This window comes from Thermodesulfobacterium hveragerdense DSM 12571, from assembly GCF_000423845.1.
GTDB classification, from domain to species: domain Bacteria; phylum Desulfobacterota; class Thermodesulfobacteria; order Thermodesulfobacteriales; family Thermodesulfobacteriaceae; genus Thermodesulfobacterium; species Thermodesulfobacterium hveragerdense.
Genome location: NZ_AUIT01000022.1, coordinates 1 through 13,399, shown reverse-complemented (window position 1 = coordinate 13,399; position 13,399 = coordinate 1). Strand labels below are relative to the sequence as shown.

13 protein-coding genes are annotated in these 13,399 nt (G+C 38.5%); 10 read left to right on the top strand and 3 right to left on the bottom strand.

Annotated features, from left to right (window positions below; translation table 11 throughout):
• Window positions 1-3: 3 nt before the first annotated feature.
• Complete coding sequence (gene nadD, locus G580_RS0106960) at window positions 4-636, bottom strand: nicotinate-nucleotide adenylyltransferase (protein WP_038041815.1); 633 nt, start codon at window positions 634-636, stop codon at window positions 4-6.
• Complete coding sequence (locus G580_RS0106955) at window positions 617-1,885, bottom strand: glutamate-5-semialdehyde dehydrogenase (protein ID WP_038041811.1); 1,269 nt, start codon at window positions 1,883-1,885, stop codon at window positions 617-619. Before G580_RS0106955 ends, nadD begins: the two co-directional genes overlap by 20 nt.
• 84 nt (window positions 1,886-1,969) lie before the next feature.
• Here G580_RS0106955 and G580_RS0106950 point away from each other — a divergent pair, with 84 nt between their 5' ends.
• From G580_RS0106950 to hemA, 9 genes are all read left to right on the top strand, one after another.
• On the top strand, window positions 1,970-3,547 hold the full coding sequence (locus G580_RS0106950) for a sensor domain-containing diguanylate cyclase (protein ID WP_028841573.1): 1,578 nt from the start codon (window positions 1,970-1,972) through the stop codon (window positions 3,545-3,547).
• Entirely contained in the window at window positions 3,534-4,286 is a 753-nt protein-coding gene (locus G580_RS0106945) for a TlyA family RNA methyltransferase (protein ID WP_028841572.1), read from the top strand. The genes G580_RS0106950 and G580_RS0106945 overlap by 14 nt, the downstream gene beginning before the upstream one ends.
• Window positions 4,287-4,385: 99 nt before the next feature.
• Entirely contained in the window at window positions 4,386-5,333 is a 948-nt protein-coding gene (locus G580_RS0106940; protein ID WP_028841571.1) for an HlyD family secretion protein, read from the top strand.
• Window positions 5,318-7,018 (top strand): ATP-binding cassette domain-containing protein, encoded by a 1,701-nt coding sequence (locus G580_RS0106935; protein ID WP_028841570.1) that lies wholly within the window; start codon window positions 5,318-5,320, stop codon window positions 7,016-7,018. The genes G580_RS0106940 and G580_RS0106935 overlap by 16 nt, the downstream gene beginning before the upstream one ends.
• Window positions 7,019-7,023: 5 nt before the next feature.
• A complete protein-coding gene (locus G580_RS0106930) occupies window positions 7,024-8,133 on the top strand; it encodes an ABC transporter permease (protein ID WP_028841569.1) in 1,110 nt (369 codons plus the stop codon).
• 10 nt (window positions 8,134-8,143) lie between these two features.
• Window positions 8,144-9,259, top strand: coding sequence for an ABC transporter permease (locus G580_RS0106925; RefSeq protein WP_028841568.1), 1,116 nt, complete (start codon window positions 8,144-8,146; stop codon window positions 9,257-9,259).
• 71 nt (window positions 9,260-9,330) lie between these two features.
• Window positions 9,331-9,738: a universal stress protein gene (locus G580_RS0106920; RefSeq protein WP_028841567.1), complete on the top strand. Its 408-nt coding sequence runs from the start codon at window positions 9,331-9,333 to the stop codon at window positions 9,736-9,738.
• Between the two features lie 9 nt (window positions 9,739-9,747).
• On the top strand, window positions 9,748-10,575 hold the full coding sequence (locus G580_RS0106915; protein WP_028841566.1) for a cytochrome C assembly family protein: 828 nt from the start codon (window positions 9,748-9,750) through the stop codon (window positions 10,573-10,575).
• Complete coding sequence (hemA, locus tag G580_RS0106910) at window positions 10,565-11,983, top strand: glutamyl-tRNA reductase (RefSeq protein WP_038041809.1); 1,419 nt, start codon at window positions 10,565-10,567, stop codon at window positions 11,981-11,983. The genes G580_RS0106915 and hemA overlap by 11 nt, the downstream gene beginning before the upstream one ends.
• 6 nt (window positions 11,984-11,989) lie before the next feature.
• Here hemA and G580_RS0106905 read toward each other — a convergent pair whose 3' ends face one another.
• Window positions 11,990-12,445 (bottom strand): single-stranded DNA-binding protein, encoded by a 456-nt coding sequence (locus G580_RS0106905; protein WP_028841564.1) that lies wholly within the window; start codon window positions 12,443-12,445, stop codon window positions 11,990-11,992.
• A 91-nt stretch (window positions 12,446-12,536) separates the two neighbouring features.
• On the opposite strand from G580_RS0106905, the gene G580_RS0106900 reads away from it, so the two are divergent.
• Window positions 12,537-13,295, top strand: a complete 759-nt coding sequence (locus G580_RS0106900) for an N-acyl homoserine lactonase family protein (RefSeq protein ID WP_028841563.1) — start codon at window positions 12,537-12,539, stop codon at window positions 13,293-13,295.
• Window positions 13,296-13,399 lie beyond the last annotated feature (104 nt).

Sequence of the window (13,399 nt, the reverse complement as noted above, 5' to 3'; positions counted from 1 at the left end):
CTCTTATCGGTAAAGCTGATGTTCTAAAATATAGGTTAAAACCTCTTCAGGCACAAGGTATCTTACAGAACAACCATGTTTAACCAGAGACCGAACCATCGAGCTTGAAATGTCTAACGAGGTTACTTCTAACAGAAATACCCTTTCTATAGAAAGGGCATCTTCCCAAAGCTGGTTTAATTTTTGTAAAAAGGCATCTTTTAGGGCCTCTGACCTTTTTAAACCCCGTGAAACCACAACCAACTTGGTATATTGCAAAAATTCCTGGTAATTCCACCAGGTTTCAAACTGATAAAAACTGTCCCAGCCTATTATCAGAAAAAATTCTGCCTCAGGGTAAGAGGCATTTAATTTTTTTAAGGTTTTTAAAGTATAAGAAGGTCTAACGTCTTTTTCTATGTCTAAGACCTTAAAAAAAGGATTGTCTTTTATCGCTAAGCTTACCATTTTAAACCTGTGGTCAAAGGAAGAGAGAGTTTCTGTTTTTTTATGAGGAGGATATCCTGCGGGGATAAACCATACTTCCTGTAAACCAAAGGCTTCTCTTACCTCTTCTGCGACCCTTAAATGGGCTAAATGTGGGGGGTCAAAAGTCCCCCCTAAAATACCTATTTTTTTAGGTTCTGATTTGACCATTACCAAAGGCTATAAACTTAGTGGTGGTTAGCTCTTCAAGCCCCATAGGACCGTAGGCATGAATCTTGGTTGTGGAAATTCCTATCTCTGCACCTAAACCAAGCTCTCCTCCGTCGTTAAACCTGGTAGAGGCATTCACCAAAACCAGGCTTGCATCCACCTCTCTGATAAACTTCATAGCTTTAGAATAGTTTTCTGTAACGATGGCTTCGGTATGATAACTTCCGTATTTAGAGATGTGTTCTATCGCCTCATCTATATCTTTTACCACCTTTACCGCCAGGATAAGGTCAAGGTACTCTGTATACCAGTCCTCTTCAGTGGCTGGTTTAGCCCAGAGAATAAGTTTTAAGGTTTCAGGGCAACCTCTCAGCTCTACTCCATATTTTTTGTATTCTTCTGCAAGGTCTGGTAAAAAATTAGGAGCTATCTTTTCGTGGACTAACAGAGTTTCCATCGCATTGCATACTCCTGGTCTCTGGCACTTAGCGTTGATGGCAATCGTTTTAGCCATTTCAAGGTTAGCCTCCTCATCTACATACACATGACAAACCCCTTTATAGTGTTTGATAACAGGCATCCTGGCTTTTTCTGTGACAAAACGGATAAGTCCTTCTCCACCTCTGGGTATGACTAAGTCTATATATTCCTCAAGCTCTAACATATACTCCATGGCGGTTCTGTCAGGGGTTGGAATAACCTGCACCGCATCCTCAGGAAGGTTAAACTCTTTTAAAGTTTGTCTAAAAAGGTCAGCCAGTGCCAAGTTAGAGTTTAAGGCCTCCTTTCCTCCCCTTAAGATGACGGCATTACCACTTTTAAAACAAAGCCCAGCTGCATCTATGGTAACGTTTGGTCTGCTTTCATAGATGATAGCTATCACCCCTAAAGGAATGCGCATCCTTCCTACCATAAGGCCATTAGGTCTTTTCCACATCTTTACCACTTCACCTACAGGGTCAGGAAGTTGAGCAACCTCTTCTAACCCCTTAGCCATGGCCTCTATTACCTTATCAGAAAGGGTTAACCTGTCTATAAAAGCCTTGGTATGTCCTTGCAAAAGAGCCTGGTTTACGTCTTTTTCGTTAACCTTTTTCAATTCTTCCCTGTTTTCTCTTATCTTCTGAGCTACTCGTTTTAGCACCTCATTTTTTACCCCAGAAGACAGAGAGGCAAGAGCTTTAGAGGCAAACTTCGCCTTCTTAGCTATTTCTAAAACCACCTCTTTCAAATCTTTTTGTCCTTCCATCTTAAAAACCTCCTTTATCCTCTTTTTTTTTGACGATCTTTTGGTAGTATACATTAGATATCATTTTATATTAAAAGCGCAAAAATGGGAGAGCTTGACAGACTATTAAAACTTACTAAAAAACCCTTTCCCCCTCTTCCCTCCATAGTCAAAGAAACCCTTGAAACCTTCTTGTTAAAAGAAGAAAGGGAATTCTTAAATTTCCTCGATGAAAGGCAAGAACTTAAAAGGTTTATCATAGAGACCACCAATCTTCCTCAGTTTAGGAAAGACAACCCTCCTGTCTCAGATTTAAGGAAGGCAATCCTGATTTTAGGAGAAGACCTAGTAAAGCTTTTAGTTCTCTCTTTTTTATCCCAAAAGCTTAAAAAAAACACCTTTAACGAATTTAGTTTTGACCTTTTTTGGGCAAGGGCAATAGCTAACCTTGGCTTATCTAACCTTTTAACCTCTCATATAGAAAACTACCCAACCCATCTACACGTAGCCTCTTTTTTGATGGACTACGGAGTGCTGGTTTTATATCAGGTCTATCCTGAAGGATACTTACAGGTCTTAAAACTTAAAAAATTAGGGAAAACTACCCTGGATGCCGAAAGAGAAGTTTTTGGGGTTGACCATGCAACCATAGGTGCAGAATACTTTGAAAACTATAATTTCCCAAGAAGGTTTGTGCTTGACCTCTATCATCATCACCGTATCACCGGCCTTCCTGAAGAAATTCCTCAGGATGTACTTTATGACATAAAAATTTTAAACTTGATAGACTCAGGTATAGGAGCCTATTTTAGTCCCAAGAAAGAACACAAATACCAAAGGTTTCAGGAGGTTTGCCAAGAAGTTTTAAACCTTTCTCAAACAGAGGCGACAGTTTTACTCGATTCCCTTCCTGGATTTATCAACCAGTTTTATGAAATCTTAGGGTATGAGACCTACAAACTTATCCCCTATACTGAATGGATTAAAAAAAAGGAAAAGAAAATCAAAGAACAACTTCAGAAGATCGAAGAACAAGAAAAGGAAGAAAAAAAACTGCTTGAAATTTATAAACAAGAATTAGCCAGAGTGTTACGAGAAAAGGAACTTTTACTTAAACAACTTGAAAAAACAGAAGAAACTTTAAAAAAACAAACCTTTTTTGACCCTCTTACTGGACTTTATAATGAAGAATATTTTCTTTTAAGGCTTAAGGAAGAATTTTTAAGGGCCAAAAGATATCAACGAATTTTTAGCGTCCTTTTCTTTGAAATAGAAAAAGGAGAAGAGATTGCAGAGACTCAAAGCCTAAAAGGAGAAGAAATTTTTATCAAGTTAGTGGCTGAAAACTTAGCCAGCAGATTAAGAAGGGTTGACGTGATCGCTAAACTTAAAAATCCCTATCGTTTTGGAGTTATCCTTCCTGAAACCCCACTCTCTGGTGCGATGGTGGTAGCAAGAAAACTTTTACAAACTCTAGAAAACCTCTCTTATAAAACCTTTAACCTTAAAAAATCTGCTTTCATCGTAGCCATCACCTACGATCCTAAGCAAATAAACCCTAAAACCGATCCTAATGTAGAACTTATTCTTAGGGCTTTAGAAAAAGGGCTTGAGATACTCAAAGAAAAACAACAAAGAAGAATTCTTTCGATGGTGATCGATAAAGAAATTGAAGCAGCATAAACTCAGAGCAGATAAAATCTTAGTAGAAAAAGGGCTTGCTGAGACCAGAGAAAAGGCTCAGGCCCTGATCATGGCAGGTAAAGTCTGGTGGTCAAAAGACGAAAAAAACTGGATAAGGGTAGAAAAACCAGGGCAAACCCTTTCATGTGAAGTATTTTTAAGAGTTGACGAACCTATACCTTATGTTTCTCGAGGAGGGCTAAAGCTTGAAGGAGCCCTTGAAGCCTTTCAGATAGATGTCACAGGGTTTGTATGCTTAGACATAGGTGCCTCAACCGGTGGGTTTACCCACTGCCTTTTACTAAAAGGAGCTAAAAAAGTATATACTGTAGACGTAGGTAAAGGCCAACTCCATCCTCTTTTAAGAAACGACCCAAGGGTTATACCTAAGGAAGAAATAAACGCCAGATATCTTACCCCGGAGATGTTTCCTGAAAAAATGGACCTGATTACCATAGACGTATCTTTTATTTCTCTAAAAAAAATCCTTCCGGTTACACCGCCCCTTCTTAAACCAGAAGGAAAGGTCTTAGCCCTGATTAAACCTCAATTTGAGGTAGGGCCTAAACTTCTTAAAAAAGGGGTGGTTAAAGACCCCTGGGTCCATAAAAAAGTGGTAGATGAAATCTGGGACTTTTCTATCTCTTTAGGATTTTTACCTTTAGGAGTAGCTCAAAGCCCTATCCTTGGTCCCAAAGGAAACAAAGAGTTTTTTATTTTACTTGGTCTGCATACCTAAAACCTGTCTATTCCTACAGATCGTTTAAATCAAATCTGACACACATTTTTTCATTCTAATGTTGCACATCTTGGCTAAAAAGTATATAATGTTTGAGATATGAACTTCGGTTTTAAGGCAAAACTGCTATTTTTCGTTATATTTTTAGTATTATTCGCAGGTGGGATTTTCTGGTATGTTAACAGGCAAAAGACCCCTCCAGGAGTTCTTATTTTACACGGAAGGGTCGAAGGAAAAGAGATCAACCTTGGCACAAAAATTCAAGGAAGGGTGATAAAGCTTTACAAAAGAGAAAGCGACCCAGTAAAAAAAGGAGAACTTCTTGCAGAGCTTCGCCCTGATGAGTACTTTGCCCAACTTCAAGCAGCTCAAAACGAGGTTCGTTCAGCAGAAGAAACCATCCTTATGGCAGAAAGCTATCTTGTTAAATCCCAATCCCGAGTTGAACAAGCCAAAAGAGACCTTGAACGATATAAAAAACTATACCAAGAAGGTTTGGTTTCTAAAAGAGACCTTGAGGTTGCAGAACTGGAGTACAAAACAGCCCTGTCAGAACTTAAGGTAAATCAACGTTACATCAACCAAGCCAAGGCTAAGTATCTATCAGCCCTACAAAAAGTTAAAGAAATAGAGGTTGCTTACAAGGAAACCAAAATCTATGCCCCTTCAGACGGGGTTATCCTTTCAAGGGTAGCTGAAGAAGGAGAAGTCGTAAACCCAGGGCAAGTTATCTATACGATGGTAAACCTTCAAAACCTTTATATCAAGGTTTATATCCCTGAACCAGAGGTTGGGAAGGTAAAACTGGGCCAACCTGCAAGGGTGTATGTAGACGCCTATCCTAACCGCTATTTCAACGGAACTTTAACCAGGGTCTATGAAAAAGCCGAATTTACTCCTAAAAACGTAGAAACCAAGGAAGAAAGGGTAAAACTTGTTTTTGGAGCTGAGGTCTCGGTAGAAAACCCAGAAGGGCTTTTAAAACCTGGGATGCCGGCAGACGTGGTAATAAAAACAGACCCAAAGGCAGAATGGGTAAAGCCTTAGACGAGCCTGTTCTTAAGGTTGAAAACCTCTCCAAGTTTTATAAGAAAGTTTTAGCCGTAAACAATGTTTCCTTTGAGGTAAAAAAAGGAGAAGTCTTTGGTCTGATAGGACCTGACGGAGCAGGAAAAACCACCATCGTCCAAATCCTTGCGGGAGTCTTAACTCCTTCCTCTGGTAAAGCCTACGTAAACGGTATAGACGTTACCAGAGACCCTGAAAAGGTTAAAAAATTTATCGGATATATGCCTCAGGGGCTTGGATTAAACCTTTATGACAACCTTACCATCGAAGAAAACATAAACTTTTTCCGCAACCTAAGGGAAATCCCAGAAGAGGTATTTCAAAAAAACAAAGAAATCCTTTTAGAGATTACCAGGCTTAAACCTTTTTTATCAAGACCGGCTAAAGCCCTTTCAGGGGGTATGCGACAAAAACTTGCGTTAGTCTGCACTTTACTACACCTGCCAGACATCATCTACCTTGACGAACCTACAACAGGAGTTGACCCACTTTCAAGACAGGACTTCTGGAAAATTCTGCAAACGTTGGTTCAGGAAAGAAACATTACCGTTCTTTTAACCACCTCTTACATGGATGAGGCAGAACGCTGCCAACGAATAGCCCTAATCCATAACGGTAAAATCTTACTTCAGGGTAAACCCGAAGAGTTTCCTGATTTAGAGCAAACTTTTGTCTCTGTGATTTCAAAAGAACCTCCCAAGCCTTTACAAAAACCTTCTTTAAGCTTTACCTCAGAAGAGACCTTGCTTGTCTGTGATAAGGTGACCAAGGCTTTTGGAAAGTTTAAAGCAGTGGATAAAGTAAGTTTAGAGGTCAAAAAAGGTGAAATTTTAGGGCTTCTTGGTCCTAACGGTGCAGGGAAAACTACGTTAATCAAGATGATGTGCGGACTTTTAGAACCTACCGAAGGGGATATCTTTATCGCAGGGTATAATGTAAAAAGAGAAAGAGCTAAGGTGTGGCAGCTAATAGGATACATGTCTCAAAAATTCTCCCTTTACAGAGACCTGACGGTGATGGAAAATATCAAACTTTATGCCGGGCTCTACGGAATAAAAGGACAAAATTTTACCGAGCTTTTAACTAAGCTTGGACTTTCTTCCTGGGAAGAAAGACTTGTTAAAGATGTCCCTTTTGGGATAAGACAAAGGGTTGCCCTTATGTGTGCCATCTTGCATAACCCTGTGATCGTGTTTTTAGATGAACCAACCTCTGGAGTAGACCCTGTAGCAAGAAGATCCTTCTGGGAGATCATTTACTATCTTTCAAGAGAAAAAGGCATAACTGTTATCGTTTCTACCCATTATATGGATGAAGCAGAAAACTGCGACAGGATAGGTCTTATGAACCGGGGAAGGCTTATTGCAGTTGGCACCCCTGAAGAACTAAAAATCACCTCTGAAACCCTCGCTGGTAAACTCCTAAAAATAAAAACCCCAAGGTTTAAAGAAGCCTATACCCTGTTAAAAAACAATTTTCCTAACCTTTATTTTTACGGAAACAAACTTTTTTTAAGAACTTTTACTCCTGAGAAAGATCAACCAAAGATTTCCGAGATTTTAAAAACAAAAGGTATTGAAGAATATACGATTGAAATTACTCTCCCTCCTTTACAAGAGGCTTTTGTAGACTTTATCTTAAAAGACCTGAAGGAAAACCCATAGAGGCGATGTTAAAAAGACTGATAGGAATAACCAAAAAAGAATTTACCGAGCTTATAAAAGACAAACTTTACCTTACCTTTGTGTTTGTAGTCCCTGTGATAGTTATGTTTTTATTAGGATATGGGTTAAACCTTGATGTAAAAGGGCTCCCTGTGGCCTTTCTTGACCATGACCGCAGTAAACTAAGCAGAGACTACATAGATGGGTTTGTAAACTCTGAGTACTTTAAACTTTATACCCTGGTAAAAAACTATCAGGAAGCTGAAGACTTATTAAACTCTGCTAAGGTAAGAGCGGTATTAATTATACCACCTGATTTCTCAAAAAAACTTCATAAAAAGGAAAAAACAGAGGTACAGGTGCTTATCGACGGCACCTATCCAAGTAGAGCAGAGGTAGTAAAAGGCTATATGAGTACCATAAACACCCTTTTTAACCAAAAACTCCTTGGAGACCAAAACTCCTTAAATTTTCCCATAGAGTTAGAAATAAGAGCCTGGTATAACCCTTCCCTTGAGAGCAAAAACTTTATCATGCCAGGGATGTTGGTAACCACCCTTTGTTTTTATCCGGTGCTTCTCAGTTGCTTGGTAGTAGTAAGAGAAAAGGAATTCGGAAGTATTTTTAACTATTACACCTCTCCTGCTAAAAGATGGGAGATTATCTTTGGAAAAGCTATCCCTTATGTTTTGGTTTGTTTTCTTACCTACTTGATACTTTTTGCCATCACGGTTTTTATCTTCCAAACCAAGTTTATCGGAAACTTTATCGTACTTTCCTTAGCAAGCATACTCTATCTTTTTTGTACCGTTGGCCTTGGACTTTTTATCTCCACCATTACCAAAACCCAGATCACCGCTATGCTTCTTGCCTTTATCACCACCGTAGTTCCTACCTATCTTTATTCAGGATTTCTTTATCCTGTGAGTAGTATGGAGTTTAGCGGAAGACTTGTTAGCAAGGTGATTCCTGCAACCTATTTTTTAGACATCGTAAGAGGAATCTATCTAAAAGGACTGCCTTTTCATTATTTTATATCCAACATCCTGAGCCTTTTTTTGTATGCTTCTGTGGTCTATCTGGCTACCATCTTAAACTTTAAGAAAAAACTTTAGGATAACCTTTATGAGGCTTATCACTTTAATCAAAAAAGAATTTCTTCAGCTTTTCAGAGACAGGATTTTGTTAATCGTTTTAGTCTACGCCTTTACTGGGGTTGTATATACAGGAGGTAAAGGTATAACGCTTGATGTAAGAAACTTTGCAACCATCGTATTAGACCAAAGCAAAAGTCTGAAAAGTAGAGAATTCTTGTCTAAGATAAGACCTCCCCATTTTAGGATAGTAGCGTATGTTAACTCTGACAAAGAGGTAGTAGAATGGCTGGATAAAGGTAAAGCCTCTATGGCCATTGTCATACCTCCTGGGTTTGAGACGGATGTCAAGCAAAAAAAAGGGAAAATCCAGGTTATCATTGACGGCACCATGTCGATGACTTCTACTATGGCTATTTCTTATTTATCAACCATCGCTCATGAATATTCTTTAAAGATCTTAGACTTTTCGGTTTATCAGAAAAACTTAAGGATACCTCAGGTAGAAGCAAAACCCCGCAGCTTTTTTAACCCTAACCATCTTAGTACCTGGTTTATGAGTCTCCTTGAACTTTTTAACATGACAACGATGGTTTCTCTTCTTATCAGTGCCTCAGCTTTGATAAGAGAAAAAGAATATGGTACCATCGAACAACTTTTGATAACCCCTGTAAAAACCTGGGAGGTTTTTTTAGCCAAAATTATTCCTACGGTAGCCGTAATCGGTGTTTTATCCTTGCTTAGCTTATTTATCATGGTAAAAGGCGTTTTTAAGGTCCCGATAAAAGGAAACATCATCTTATTTTTTTTGGTCACCTGTCTTTATGTGTTTGCCATGTCTTCTCTTGGGATAGCCATTGCAACGATAGTAAACAACCTCTCCCAGGCGATGATGGTAATCCTGGTCATTTTGGTACCGATGCTTATGATTTCAGGAGCCTGGACTCCACCAGAGGCCATGCACCCTGCCATAAAAACTTTAAGTCTTCTTTCTCCTATGAGGTATTATTTAGAGTTTGGATACGGGGTTTTGCTTAAAGGGGTTGGGATAGAGTATCTCTGGAAAAACATCTTAGGGATCTCAGCCGTAGGAGGAGTAATCTTTCTTTTCTCAGGCTTAAGATTTAGGAAAAGTTTTGCTAAATAAAGTTTTAAGTTTGATTAAAATAGTTTTTCGTGCTAAAATTATAAAAATACTATCCTAAAGAGGAGGTAGTTATGAAAATAGTGGTAGCTTACGACGGTTCAGCCGACGCTAAAGAAGGGTTAAGGATGGCTCTTACTTTTCTAAAAGAGACCTTAGATGAAATCATTCTTTTAACCGTGGTAAGAAAAAGAGAAGAAATATCTAAAGAGGAAGAGGAAAAAGCCATAGAAAAGGCTAAAACCTTGTTAGAGGAGGTAGCCAAAGAGGTAAAAGACGGTTATAAAGTGAGACAGGAAGTATTGGTTGATTTTTCCATAGCTGAGGCTATCCTAAACTTTGTAGAACAAGAAGGGCCTGACCTTTTGATAATGGGTGCAAGAGGGGTAAGACCTGACATCATCAGATACACCCTTGGTTCTACCGCTGCTAAGGTGGTTAACTTTGCTCCCTGTTCTATCTATATAGCTAAGAAAAAGTAATGCCGTTTGATGGGTGACCTACTTTTTGACCTGTATTTTTTGGTTTACTTTATTTCCTGGATAGGTTTTTATTTTTATTTTAAAACCCTTAAGAAAGAGGCGTTAAAATACGCCCAAATCGTCTTGGGGTTAGGGTTTTTTTTACACACCGTATTTTGGGGGATTCAAGCTTACGAAATAGCGGTTTTAAAGGTCTTAATCTTTAAAGAAGTTCTAAACTTTTTAGCTTGGAGCCTTGTTTTAGTTTATTTTGGCTTTTCTTTTTTAAGCCAGGTAAAACTTTACACCGTAGGTTTTTTTATACTCCCCTGGGTGGTAGGATGTCTTCTTTTGAGCCTTTTTTTCTCTTCTGGCAAAGTTTCTCCTTTTTCCCCTTATTTTTATAACCCTTGGTTTCCTATACATGGGATTTCCGGACTAATCTCCCATGCCTTTTTACTTTTTGGTCTTACCACTTCGATCATGTATATTTTGCAAGAACGAGAGATCAAAAAAAAATCTTTAGGTCTTTTTTACAAAAAACTTCCTCCTTTAGAGTACTTAGACCGGGCAAGTGAAATCTCCCTTTATCTTGGGTTTCTTTTTCTTTCTATCTCGATGATCACCGGGGCTATATGGAGCAACTTTGTTTTCGGGGACTACTGGAGATGGTCTTCAAAGGAAGTGTTTTCTCTGGTGTTGTGGTTGCTTTATGCAGTGCTTATCCATCAAAGGGTAGTCATAGGCTGGAGAGGAAAAAGGTCTGCTAAGATGTTTATTTTGGGGTTCGGGATTTGGTTTTTAAGCTTCTTTGTGATAAACTTGTTTACCAAGGGGTTTCACACCTATGGGTCTTGACCTTGAGATTACCATCCTTCTGGTAGGACTAAACCATAAAACCGCTCCGGTAGAAATAAGGGAAAAACTCTCTTTTAAAGATAGCCCAATCTTTCCCCTTGAAAAGCTAAAAAACGAGGAATTAAGCTTTAAAGAAGCCTATTTTCTTTCTACCTGTAACAGGGTCGAGTTTTGCTTTGTGTTAGAAAAATCTCAAAAAGACTTTTTCTTATCTGAACTATTTTCTTTTTTTGAAAAAGAGGTAAGGATCAAACAAGAAGAGATTAAAAAGCATTTTTATCAGTTGGAAAACGACGAAGCGGTAAAGCATCTTTTTGAGGTAGCCTGTGGTCTTGATTCTCTTGTGTTAGGAGAACCTCAAATTTTAGGACAGGTAAAAGAGGCTTATCAAAAAGCGCTTTTCCATAAAACCTCAGGGATTGTGCTCAATCGTCTTTTGCATAGATGTTTTTTTGTTGCCAAAAGGGTTAGGACTGAAACCGGCATAGGAGGAGGTGCTATCTCTATAAGCTATGCTGCCTGTGAGCTTGCTAAAAAAATCCTAGGGAGCCTCAAACAAAAGGTGGTTTTACTGGTAGGTGCAGGAGAGATGGCAGAACTTGCCTGTATGCATTTTATCTCAGCCGGGGTAAAAAAGGTATTGATCGCCAACCGAACCATTTCTAAGGCTATTGAGCTTGCTGACCGGTTTAAAGGAGAGGCTTACAGTTTGGAAGAGTTGCCTTATGTACTCACCAAGGCAGATGTGGTTATTTCCTCTACAGGTGCCCCCTCTTTTGTAATTACCAAAAAGATGGTTGCCTCTATCTTAAAACCAAGAAAGTTTCGTCCCCTTTTTATCATAGACATAGCTGTTCCAAGAGATGTAGAGCCTGAGGTTAATCAGTTAGAAAACGTCTACGTCTACAACATAGACGACCTGAAAGAGGTGGTAGAGGAAAACTTTCAAGAACGTAAAAAAGAAGCCTTAAGGGCAAAAGTTATCATCGAAGAAGAGGTTTTCAAGTTTAAAAAATGGCTCAAGCAAATGGAGTTTCATCCCACCATCAAAGCCCTAAGTGAAAAGATGGAAAAACTAAGACAAAACGAACTAGCAAAAACCCTAAAAAAACTTAAAAACCTCTCTGAGGAAGAAAAACAACATTTAGAAGTTTTAACCCAGTCTCTGGTCCAAAAAATCATTTACTACCCTATCAATTATATCAAAAAAGACCATCACGAAAAAGGAAGCAAGGCTATAGGCATAATAAGACAGATGTTTGAACTCGACAACTTAGAGACTGAAATTGAAACTCAGTTTAAGCAACCAGAAAACTTAGAAATTTTAGACCAAACCAAAGAAGAATTACCCAAAAAGGAAGAAAAACAACAGATAGACCCTTCTCGTAAAAAAGTCTTGTTTCAATAAATAAGGCTAAAAGGGAATATCCTCTTCGTCGATCAAAGGTTCTTCTAAAGCATCGAGTTCTAAATCTGTAGATTTTTTAGAAATTTTTGGAGAGGTTTCAACAGGATAGGATTTAGTAGATTCTTCAGGGCTTTGAGATTTTTTCTCTAAAATCTGCATGTTTTGAGCCACAATTTCTGTAACGTATCTTTGCATACCCTGTTTATCTTCAAACTTGCGGGTTCTAAGTTTACCTTCTATGTAGACCTGAGAACCTTTGCTTAGATATTCTCCACAGATTTCTGCCAACCGACCAAAAGCAACCACCCTGTGCCATTCGGTAAGAACCTCTTTTTCTCCGTTTCTTACGATTACCTCGTTGGTAGCCAACCTAAAGCTGACAACAGGTTTACCATCAACAGTATACCTAATCTCAGGGTCAGCCCCTAACCTTCCTATCAAAATAACTTTATTTATACTCATGGTTTTAATATTAAACCTCTTTTCTCATTTTGCAACCTGATATATAATCTAACTATAACTATAAAACACCTACAAAGCCAAGGGGCAAACCATGAAAAAAGGTCCGTTTTATAAAATTCATCCTATCGTGGTTGGGACCAAGGTTTTTGATAAAGGGATGATGACCTATCAACATGATTATGGGAAAGAGTATGTTATCCCAATTTATTGTTGGTTGATCGAAGGTTCAGACAAAGTTATCCTTGTAGATACAGGTCTTCTTGAAGTAATACAATCTGATTTTAGAGAACAGGCTATCGGTGGAAAAATCTATAAATTTGAAGAGGGGCTTGCTAAATGGGGACTTTCTCCCAAAGATATAGACATGGTCATTCATACCCATCTTCATAACGACCATTGTGAAAACGATTTCAAATGTGTCAATGCTATATTTTATGCCCATGAGTTAGAGTTTCAGTCTGCCTACAATCCCCATCCTTTAGATTTTAGATACATGGATGAGTTTATAGAAGAGATAGACCAGGCAGGCCAGATGGTCCATATAAGAGAAGAGGTGTTTGAGGTAGCCCCTGGAATTACCATGGTGCATACCCCTGCTCATACCAAAGGAGGAATGAGCGTTGTCATCAACACAGAAAAAGGGCTTGTAGGAATAACCGGATTTTGTGTGATTCAGGAAAATTTTGAACCTCCCAGTAAAATAAAAGCCATGGGAATGGAGGTTATCCCTCCTGGCACCAACATAGACCCTTATTTAGCCTATGATCAGATGGTAAAATTTAAAAATAAAGTAGATATTTTAATCCCGCTGCATGAACCAAGGTTTTCCTCTTTAGAAACCATTCCTTAAAGGCTAAAGTGGGAGTAGAATATAAATTGTGTCTTTTAATAAAATATTTTAGAGGCATAATAAAAATTTTTAATATTTTTTAAATTAATGATAACATAAAACCT

Bases quoted from the DNA above. Each gene is read 5' to 3' on its own strand.
- nadD (WP_038041815.1), bottom strand. From the start codon at position 636: ATGGTCAAATCAGAACCTAAAAAAATAGGTATTTTAGGGGGGACTTTT.
- G580_RS0106935 (WP_028841570.1), top strand. From the start codon at position 5,318: ATGGGTAAAGCCTTAGACGAGCCTGTTCTTAAGGTTGAAAACCTCTCC.
- G580_RS0106955 (WP_038041811.1), bottom strand. From the start codon at position 1,885: ATGGAAGGACAAAAAGATTTGAAAGAGGTGGTTTTAGAAATAGCTAAG.
- G580_RS0106920 (WP_028841567.1), top strand. From the start codon at position 9,331: ATGAAAATAGTGGTAGCTTACGACGGTTCAGCCGACGCTAAAGAAGGG.
- G580_RS0106940 (WP_028841571.1), top strand. From the start codon at position 4,386: ATGAACTTCGGTTTTAAGGCAAAACTGCTATTTTTCGTTATATTTTTA.
- hemA (WP_038041809.1), top strand. From the start codon at position 10,565: ATGGGTCTTGACCTTGAGATTACCATCCTTCTGGTAGGACTAAACCAT.
- G580_RS0106925 (WP_028841568.1), top strand. From the start codon at position 8,144: ATGAGGCTTATCACTTTAATCAAAAAAGAATTTCTTCAGCTTTTCAGA.
- G580_RS0106915 (WP_028841566.1), top strand. From the start codon at position 9,748: ATGGGTGACCTACTTTTTGACCTGTATTTTTTGGTTTACTTTATTTCC.
- G580_RS0106950 (WP_028841573.1), top strand. From the start codon at position 1,970: ATGGGAGAGCTTGACAGACTATTAAAACTTACTAAAAAACCCTTTCCC.
- G580_RS0106905 (WP_028841564.1), bottom strand. From the start codon at position 12,445: ATGAGTATAAATAAAGTTATTTTGATAGGAAGGTTAGGGGCTGACCCT.
- G580_RS0106930 (WP_028841569.1), top strand. From the start codon at position 7,024: ATGTTAAAAAGACTGATAGGAATAACCAAAAAAGAATTTACCGAGCTT.
- G580_RS0106900 (WP_028841563.1), top strand. From the start codon at position 12,537: ATGAAAAAAGGTCCGTTTTATAAAATTCATCCTATCGTGGTTGGGACC.